At 44.1% G+C, this 8,992-nt stretch carries 10 protein-coding genes and 1 pseudogene; 7 read left to right on the top strand and 4 right to left on the bottom strand.

What is annotated here, in order from left to right; translation table 11 throughout:
* Nucleotides 1-378: pseudogene (locus H6G97_RS21305) on the bottom strand (transposase); the annotation flags it as partial.
* A gap of 238 nt (nt 379-616) precedes the next feature.
* Between H6G97_RS21305 and H6G97_RS21295 the strand changes: the two are divergent.
* The 7 genes from H6G97_RS21295 (at nt 617) to H6G97_RS21270 (ending at nt 5,376) form a co-directional block, all read left to right on the top strand.
* Nucleotides 617-1,621, top strand: coding sequence for an SDR family oxidoreductase (locus tag H6G97_RS21295; RefSeq protein WP_190942670.1), 1,005 nt, complete (start codon nt 617-619; stop codon nt 1,619-1,621).
* 68 nt (nt 1,622-1,689) lie between these two features.
* Nucleotides 1,690-1,848: a RidA family protein gene (locus tag H6G97_RS21290; protein ID WP_190942669.1), complete on the top strand. Its 159-nt coding sequence runs from the start codon at nt 1,690-1,692 to the stop codon at nt 1,846-1,848.
* A gap of 2 nt (nt 1,849-1,850) precedes the next feature.
* Entirely contained in the window at nt 1,851-2,195 is a 345-nt protein-coding gene (locus H6G97_RS52735; protein WP_242055050.1) for an alcohol dehydrogenase catalytic domain-containing protein, read from the top strand.
* Between the two features lie 11 nt (nt 2,196-2,206).
* Nucleotides 2,207-2,800: a zinc-binding dehydrogenase gene (locus tag H6G97_RS52730; protein WP_242055048.1), complete on the top strand. Its 594-nt coding sequence runs from the start codon at nt 2,207-2,209 to the stop codon at nt 2,798-2,800.
* A gap of 125 nt (nt 2,801-2,925) precedes the next feature.
* Nucleotides 2,926-3,579, top strand: a complete 654-nt coding sequence (locus tag H6G97_RS21280; protein ID WP_190942668.1) for a glycerophosphoryl diester phosphodiesterase membrane domain-containing protein — start codon at nt 2,926-2,928, stop codon at nt 3,577-3,579.
* Between the two features lie 134 nt (nt 3,580-3,713).
* On the top strand, nt 3,714-4,667 hold the full coding sequence (locus H6G97_RS21275) for an NAD(P)/FAD-dependent oxidoreductase (RefSeq protein WP_199349518.1): 954 nt from the start codon (nt 3,714-3,716) through the stop codon (nt 4,665-4,667).
* Between the two features lie 364 nt (nt 4,668-5,031).
* Complete coding sequence (locus H6G97_RS21270; protein WP_242055046.1) at nt 5,032-5,376, top strand: hypothetical protein; 345 nt, start codon at nt 5,032-5,034, stop codon at nt 5,374-5,376.
* Between the two features lie 161 nt (nt 5,377-5,537).
* Here the strand turns inward: H6G97_RS21270 and H6G97_RS21265 are convergent, their stop codons facing one another.
* From H6G97_RS21265 to H6G97_RS21255, 3 genes are read right to left on the bottom strand one after another with little or no spacing between them, the layout of a single operon-like run.
* A complete protein-coding gene (locus tag H6G97_RS21265; RefSeq protein WP_190942667.1) occupies nt 5,538-5,885 on the bottom strand; it encodes a M48 metallopeptidase family protein in 348 nt (115 codons plus the stop codon).
* Nucleotides 5,882-8,275 carry a DEAD/DEAH box helicase family protein gene (locus H6G97_RS21260; RefSeq protein ID WP_190942666.1) on the bottom strand — a complete coding sequence of 798 codons (2,394 nt, stop codon included), beginning with the start codon at nt 8,273-8,275 and terminating at the stop codon, nt 5,882-5,884. The genes H6G97_RS21265 and H6G97_RS21260 overlap by 4 nt, the downstream gene beginning before the upstream one ends.
* A complete protein-coding gene (locus H6G97_RS21255; RefSeq protein ID WP_190942665.1) occupies nt 8,272-8,982 on the bottom strand; it encodes a restriction endonuclease subunit S in 711 nt (236 codons plus the stop codon). The genes H6G97_RS21260 and H6G97_RS21255 overlap by 4 nt, the downstream gene beginning before the upstream one ends.
* Nucleotides 8,983-8,992: the final 10 nt, after the last annotated feature.

The following is an 8,992-nucleotide window of genomic DNA, read 5'->3' as shown; positions in this document are numbered from 1 at the left end:
CTATTTGTCCAGGTTTTAGTGTGGGGATTAAACAGGTTTCAAGCCAAGTTTCAATAACATTTCTGTTACAAGTACCTTCAACAGTAAACGGAGCAAATAACTGCCCATTACAGTAGGCGGCTATCATATTGACTCGTCCTTGTCTTTTCCCACTTTTGAGTGCATGAAATCGCTTTCCTTTTTCGTTCCAACCATAGCCATAATCATCTCTATTATCCATTCCAGCCTCATCTATATAGACGATTGACTCTTGTTGATACTTCTGGATCTCTTCTCGAAATTCTTGTCGTTTAACTTCCGATCTTTCTTGATAGCCATAAGTTTTTTTTTCCGTGTGAACCCAATTTTTTTTAAAGCTCTTGATATTGTGCGATCGCTGCTGCGAAATTGGTAAAGAATGCCACTCTAAAAATCTATCCCGGCGCACCCCACGGTTTAACCGACACGCACAAGGAGCAACTCAACAACGACCTTCTATCGTTCCTCAAAAACTGATACTGGACGTTGATGTGAGACATCGAATCAGAGAAATGAACCCTGGTGTAAGTATTAACAACTATTTGCCGCAAGCATTGGGGATTGTATTCAAAGTGATTAAATTTTAGGAGTAGAACCCATGAAATTAAAGCCGATCAGTCAGCAAGTAGTCGCCATCGTTGGCGCTTCTAGTGGAATTGGCAGAGAGACAGCCCTGCGGTTTGCCAAGAAAGGTGCAAAAGTTGTTGTTGCTGCTCGTAGCCAACCTGGGTTGGCAACTTTGGTGGAGGAGATTAAGCAGTTGGGTGGAGAAGCGATCGCGGTCGTTGCAGATGTCAGTGAATTTGAACAGGTGAAAGCGATCGCCGATCAGACCATTGCCACTTACGGACGACTTGATACCTGGGTACATCTATCTGGAACCAGCATCGTTGCACCGTTTGACCAAATCACACCGGAAGAATTTAGAAGAGTCATTGATGTCAACCTGAATGGGCAAGCCTATGGCGCAATGGTGGCTCTACCGCACCTCAAACAAGGCGGCGGCGCACTTATTCATGTTTCCTCGTTAGCGGCGAGAGTTCCGTTTCCCTTGCAAAGTGCGTATGCTGCCTCTAAACATGGTATAGCAGGCTTTTTAGACTCCCTGCGAATTGAATTGCAGTACCAAAAACAGCCAATCAGCGTCACGAATGTGATGCCCGCCATCACGAATACACCCATTTTTAACAAAATTCGGACAAAGCTGGGAGTAGCGCCTGCTGGATTACCTCCTTACAACAAACCCAGCACCGTTGCCGATGCCATTTTATATGTGGCCCAACATCCTACCCGTGATTTTGTTGTGGGTGACATGGGGCGAATATTAGAGATGCTGCAACGCATTGCCCCGTCGATTGTTGATCGCTTATTTCTCCAGGTTGGCTTTACCGCTCAACTGACAGGTGAGCCAAAATCGGCAGATGCCCCCGACAACTTATATGCCCCAATCTCTGGTTACGACACCGTAGAGGGCGATTTTGGTAATTTGAGCGTACCCAGCTTCATGGATTGGCTTGATCGCAACCCGCCGTTCAAATGGGGTACGGTAGCAATTGCCGCCGCTTTCGGATTTGCTGCCGCGTTAAGTGGATTTTCAGGGTGAAGACCTTTAATCAAGGTATTAGGTTCTGCCCACATTCTGTTTCACGATTAACTCAAAAGAAGGACTTTGTGACGATTAGCAAGGAAACACAAAGCCTTAATATGCCTTGGGAGCAAGAGTACGGGTATTCCCAGGCAGTGAAAGTTGGAGACACCATCTATCTCTCTGGGCAGGTGAGTCACGATGACATGGGCAATAGTGAATTGTTCATCAACAAGGAGAATTAATCATGGTAACAACTACTCGCATTTATCAATTTCATCAGTACGGTAATCCAGAGGTTTTGCAACTAGATACGGTTCCTCTACTTGAACCAAACTCTGGGGAAGTGCGCGTTCGGGTGCAGGCAATGAGTTTGAATCGTGCTGATTTGCTGTGGATGGCAAATAATTACCTGGAAACGCCAGAACTACCCTCTCGTCTTGGAAATGAAATTGCAGGTGTAGTGGAAGCCGTCGGAGCAAAAGTTACTGAGTTTGAAGTGGGCGATCGCGTTAGTTCCATTCCGGCTTTTTCAATTAGCGACTATGCCAATTTTGGTGAAATAATTTCACCGGCTATTTCGCACTCCTAGAACTGGGTCGTTTGCAACCGTATCAAACAGTATTGATTACCGCAGGAACCAGCACTACTGGATTAGCTGCGATCGCGATCGCAAAGAAAGTTGGTGCAAAAATCATTGCTACTACCCGAACCAACAAAAAACGTGACATCTTGCTCAAGGCGGGTGCTGACGATGTGATAGCCACAGAAGAAGAAGATTTGATCGCTCGTGTGATGGAGTTTACAGGTGGTCAGGGAGCCGATGTTGTGTATGATGCGGTAGCAGGCGCACTCAGTGAAAAACTAGTACAGGCAACAAGAATTCGCGGACATTGGATTGTCTATGGTTTGCTGGATGCCGAGAATCTGGAAACTTTCCCTTGGTTGCCACTGGTAATACGCAGCGTTCAATTCCACGGCTATAAAGTGTTTGATTTCACAGGAAATCGTCACTTGGGATTGGTTCGAGATGAAGAAGCTTTTGCTCGTGCCAAAAAATTTATGGGTCAAGGGTTGGCGGATGGTTCCTTGCCCATTACCATTGATCGCGAATTTCAGGGGCTAGAGAAACTGCCTGAAGCCATGCAATATATGTCATCTAATCTGACATCAGGAAAGATTGTCATCACAATTTAACCCAAATTATTCTGAAAAGTCTTCTTCGGACAGATATGGAAAACCAGCTTCACAAAGCGCTGAAGTTGGTTTTTGGTATTGTCTGAAACGAGGGCATCAATTTTTGCATTTTGGAGAGAACGACTATGGAAGGTTACGGATCAACGGGGCTTGAAGGCATACTTCAGAAAAGCTACACAGTTAAGATTAGCCAGTACATTGGCAGTGGCTGGAAAACATTCAAGAAAAATCCTGGTGGGTTTGTTGGCTTTACACTTGTGGCTTTCTTGATTAACATTGCGATCGCCATAGTTAGCCAGTCTGTCCCTCTGGAGTCATTCATCAGTCTCTTAATTTCTGGTCCTTTAAATGCAGGATTTTTAATCGTGGCATTTAAACTTTTGAAAAATCGAGCCACAACGTTTGGTGATTTCTTCAGGGGTTTCAATAACTACCTGCCGCTTTTCCTGGTCAGTCTCGTTTCTAGCGTGGTGATTGGTATTGGGTTATTACTGCTTCTGATTCCTGGTCTTTACCTGGCAGTCGCCTACATCTTCGCACTGCCCTTAGTACTCGAAAAGAAGATGAACTTCTGGGCTGGAATGGAATTTAGCCGCAAGCTGATTTCCAAAAACTGGTTCTCTTTCCTTGGCTTTGCTTTTGTGTTGGTACTACTAAATCTAGCGGGTGTTTTGCTGCTGGGTGTGGGTCTGCTAGTGACGATTCCAATCAGTGCTTGCGCGATCGCTGCCGCCTATGCAGACATCGTGGGTTTAACACCTAGCAGTTCTGATTTTTAGAAGCGGGGTTAGTATCTGAGTACCTTTGCTGGGCAACTCTGCTTAAAGAAGGTGGATAGTTCTTAATTAATCGCCTTCTTTATCCACCTCACTCGATGGCAGGTTTCAATTTTCTCTTACTGCCAACTCAATGAATGCCAACAATATTAGAACAAGCTATGAACGTTAACTCACGGACTGATGTTTTTGATGTGATCATCGTCGGTGGCGGCCCAGCAGGTTTAACTGCTGCTTTGATGCTCGGACGAGCCTGCAAACGGGTCTTGGTCTGCGATGCTGGAAAGCCACGCAATCAAGTTGTTCATGCTGCTCATGGTTTCTTTTCTCAAGATGGAATTTCACCTGTGCAACTGCTGCAAATTGGACGAGAGCAATTGCATCCTTACGATGATGTTGAAATTCAGGTAGGCGAGGTGGTCGATGCTCAAAAATTGGGCGATCGCTTTCAAGTCACCCTGAGTGATGGCAACCAATTTGTCGGTCGCAAACTACTGTTAGCCACGGGTATGAAAGATTCACTTCCGGCAATTGATGGATTCGCAAAACTCTGGGGTAGCAGCATTTTCCACTGTCCTTACTGTCATGGTTGGGAAGTGCGAGATCAACCTTTAGCGATTTATGGCAAAGGTGAGGTAGGACTTGAAATGACATTCATGCTGACCGGCTGGAGCCGCGATTTAGTGTTGTGTTCAGATGGTTCTGCCGAATTGACTGATGAGCAACGACAGCAGTTATCAAATTGGGGGGTTCAGCTACGCGAAGAAAAAATTGCTCGACTCGAACATCAAGACGACAAACTAACAGGGATCGTCTTTACGAACAATGAAGTGCTGCCCCGTCGCGGTATTTTGCTGCGCCCTCGATCATATCAGCACAGTCATCTAGCCGCAAAGTTAGGTTGTAAACTTGGCAACGATGACATTGTACAAGTGGATGAGACTAAGCAAACCTCGATTCCTGGACTCTATGCGGTGGGCGATGTGTCTAGCCCTTATTCACAGATCGCCGTAGCAGTCGCGAGTGGGACGATCGCTGCTGTTTCCATCAATCAAACTTTGACTGAAGAAAATCTGGTTCAGCTTAGGTAATCCAAAACGGTTGGAGCAGGGATTACAGTACATCTAGGCAGGAATTCAAGATGGACAATTTAAACCTGGCAACGGTATGGCAAAAAACGTACTGTTTTGCATGCAACTCCTGCTGGCTTTCCGGTGTATCAAAGAATGGGCTATCAACCAACTGCTTATTTTAGGACTTATACCTGTTGAAGTGAAAGGTTGGTAATTGCCTTGATTTCACCCAGATTACGACAATACTGCACTTGGATTTCTTGACATTGGCATCCATAAGCAAATTGCCGCATTACAAATTTTGGGGGATTTTTTATTAAAGAAAAGGTTAAATTTTGGCAACGAGCAACATTTTCGCTCAAACCATTTGCAACAGATAGGTATGCAATTGAGATTTGTTTGTCATTTACGCGATCGCCCCAGTGAAGGTGGTATTGTTGAGCGTTCTTTTGGCACTTTTAATACTGACTTCTTTTCTACTTTGCCGGGATACACAGGATCAAATGTGCAGGAACGCCCAGAGCAAGCTGAGAAAGAGGCTTGTCTGACTTTACGGGAGTTGGAACATAAGTTTGTGCGCTACATCGTGGACAAATATAATCAACGTCCTGATGCGCGTTTGGGTGATCGAACCCGTTATCAACGTTGGGAAGCAGGATTAATTGCTTCTCCTAATGTAATTTCAGAAGAGGAATTACGTATTTGCCTGTTGAAGCAGAAGAAATAGACGTGGCATCTATTGACGGTGAGACAGAATACCAGATGCCAGAGGTGTTTGATTACGAACAAATGCGTGAAGATTACGGGTTTTAGAATATGAAAGACTTTAAGGTTCTTGTCCGTATAAAAAACATAATGATATAAGTCTTTTAAAAGCAGTTTCCCGCATTACCCTACAAAGCCCTGCAATCGCTTCTCCCTCTCTTCCCAATCAGGCAAATAAGCAGACATAAAGCACTTAAATAGCTTACCGTGGTTAGGAACGAGGAGATGCACAAGTTCGTGAACGATCGCAAACTCACCCAATTCTTTTGGTAAATCTAGCAGTTCAGTATTCAGCGTTAAACGTCCTGTAGTAGAAATAGATGCCCACTTGCGCTTCATCGGACCCAGTTGAATTTGTTTGACTTTGACTTTAATGCGATCGCTCCATTCTCGCACAGCGCTCTTAAGTGCTTGCGCGTCTTTCCATTGCGTTGCGGCTTCGAGTTTTTCTGTTAAAGGAGCCGTGTTCATGATTCGACTCGTTTGAGTTTCAGCAGGTTGTTGGTGACTTCAATGGTTTGCTCAACTGAGCTTGTAATAGGATAGATAGTAGCGTAAAGTTCGGTTCTTAAATCAATTTCCTGACGCGCATCCCACCAGTAATCAGGGAAGTTACCATAAATGGCGTTGATGGTTTCGGCTTGGTTGATATCAATGAGAGCAACTGCTTGCTTGATGACAGTGTAAATGGCAAAGGTGTTTTCATCAACCTTGAGCCGTTGCCGTTCTGACTCTGCCTCTATGCATTCATTGGCAATTTCATCTAGTTTAGCTAAAGCTTCTTGCGCCTCTATTTGGCGGTTTTCAAAGCTGGCGCGGACAGTTTCTGCACGTTCGCCAATGGAAATCAAAAAAGGCGATCGCTGACTTTGCTCGTGTACATCTCTAAAAAGTGCCTTACTCAAGTTTAGAACTTTTACAGTATCCGTCGTGCTATTTTGGCGGAATTGTTCTAATTGTTGGGCATTGAGTTCGTGGATTGTCCCTGGCATTTCTAACTCGCCGATTGTGACGTTGCGGCGTACCAGTTCTTTGGTTTTGGCGGTGAGTTCAATATCAATGTAAGGACTGGTATTGTAAGCAGCGCGTATCGTTCCGTAAAGCCTGACGATCGCTTGATAATTTTTCATGAAGGGGCGCAAGTCAGGATCAGGAGAGAGGATTTCGTAAATTGATTGTAATTGGCGGACAAATTTAAAGAATTTCTCCCGTAAATCTTTGTCTGCAAAGTGCGCCGCAGCCCGTTCTTTTGCTTTGTCGTCCCATCCCTTAGCTAGTGGTAAATACTCCGGTGCAGTATTTTCCATCATGGTTTGCAGGAGGTTTTTGATCACATCAACATTTTGGATGATGTCGTTAACTTCTCCTGATTCAAAGGCAAGGGCTTGCTCTAGTTTGTCGCCAAAAATACCGATAAAATCTAGAACAAAGCCGTAAGGCTTAACTAAACCTTCTGCGTCTTCATAGGGGCGATTCACACGGGCAATTCCCTGCAAGAGGACGTGATCCCGCATGGGTTTGTCGAGATACATACAATAAAGTATCGGCGCATCAAACCCCGTCAATAGTTTCTCGGTGACAATGAGAATTTTGGGCAATGCTTTGCGGTAGTCTTCGTAAAGTTGGCGAATTTTTGTCACAGCATCAGCATCGCCACTGCAAAGGCTTTCTAAATTTTGGGCATCTTCAGCAGAACAATAACCCGTAAAACTTAGGGTTTTGCTAGTGTAATTAAAATCTTTGGGTCGCAATCCGATAAACTTGATTACTGCATCCGGTAAGGATATTCTGACAGAAACGACGGATTTTTTAATAAAAGCTTTGCGGACTTCTTTCTCTTCGGCATCAGTCAGATTGTACTCGCGCAGTCCTTCGGCTGTAGTTCGGGAATAGACGACTGTTGAGTATTCAGCAGGAAGATATTTGTCTAAGGCTTGTTTATAAAGTCTACAAGCTTCCCGATCTACACCAACCATAAAAGCTTTAAAGCCCATTGGTTCAACGTAGTCGCGGAAATGTTCGGCGACAAATTTAGCTACTTTATCTACTCTATCTTCACTTTTGAGAAACTCTTTTAATTTAACTGCGCGATCAAGAATGCCATCCAGTTCCTCAATGTCGTCAATATCTTCTGCGGCTTTGAGTTGGAGAAATTCTTTTTCTAAAATTTCTTTGGGAACGCGAAACTCTGATTTAGCAAGGGCATAATTTAGCTTCAGGGTTGTGCCATCTCGTACCGAGTCGGCGGTTGAATACGAATCTAGGCTGTATTTTGGGTCAGTAGGTTCGCCGAAGGTTTGGAAGGTACTTTGTCCTTTTGCTGCTTGATTGACAGGTGTACCTGTGAAACCGATAAATGTGGCGTTAGGGAGGGCAGCCATCAAATATATGCCGAAATTACCACCTGTGCTACGGTGTGCCTCATCGACTAAGACGGTAATCGTAGAACGCTTATTTTCTACCTTCATCTTGTCGAATTTGTGAATCATGGCGACGATTAACCCGCGATAATCATCTTGAATTAGTTTTTCTAAGTCAGCTTTACTGTTTGCCACCTCGTAGCTTTTGATGCCATAAGCCTTGAGGTTTTTGTCTAGTTGGTTTTCCAGTTCGTTACGGTCAACAATCATGATTACGGTATTATCGCCGCTAATATTGCCGAGTTGGGCGGCAATTGTAATCATGGTGAGGGTTTTAGCACTGCCTTGGGTATGCCAAACTAGTCCCCGTTTTTTATTCGGGTCTTGGATACGTTGGAGGACTTCCCGCCGTTGTAATGCCTCTTTTGCAGTTAAGTATTCCCAGCCAATTTGATAGGCATATTTCAGCATCGGTCTTTGCACGGCGGAACTTTCGCTCATACGTAAGTCTCAGTTAAGGGTTGGGTGGAAATTTTACCTGTCATCAGTTGTTCTAGCATGGCGTGGAAGAGTTCGTCGATAAGGGTGAGTTCTTTCTCTAGGGCTTGAATTTTGCGATCGCAAGCCTGTAAAGTTACCACAATTTCTAAAATTTCACCCTTGAAAATATCCTTCATATCGGCTATTTGATAGCCTCTACCGTAAAACTCTTTGCTCTTATAAATACCGTTTTGAGTTCCTGAAACTGTGATACTTTTAAAAGGAACAATGCTCCAACTCTTAGGAATTTTACCTATTTTATTCTTCTCACGCTGTTCGTTATGAGCGCCATGAGTAAAGAGATACTGCATCAGTGCAGCTTTGCGTTCCCGTTCCAGTTCTAACTCTCGCTGACGGGTTTCTTTGGCTTTCTGGATGGTTCGCAGAGTGTGTGCGATCGTTTTTTGTTCAGGGAGTGGGGGAAGAGGAATTTTAATCGTAGCTATTTTTTGCGTTCCTATAAAACGCATAGTTGACTGAGAGGATTTGGACGCTATTTCTTCCTGACCACATCTAGAATGAAGTACATACATTAAAAATCTAGAATCTACTTCATCTAGTTTTGGCTTTATTAAAGCAACCTGAACAAAGATACTAAAATTCTTAGATGTCTCAATAATTGCAACGTTTCCTACTGTTCCAACTTTAGTTAATAAAATATCTTCCAATTCTGGCTTT

It is taken from the genome of Nostoc flagelliforme FACHB-838, from assembly GCF_014698065.1.
Taxonomy (GTDB): domain Bacteria; phylum Cyanobacteriota; class Cyanobacteriia; order Cyanobacteriales; family Nostocaceae; genus Nostoc; species Nostoc flagelliforme_B.
The sequence above is the reverse complement of the archived record's forward strand: the minus strand, read 5'-3'. Positions and strand labels throughout refer to the sequence as shown.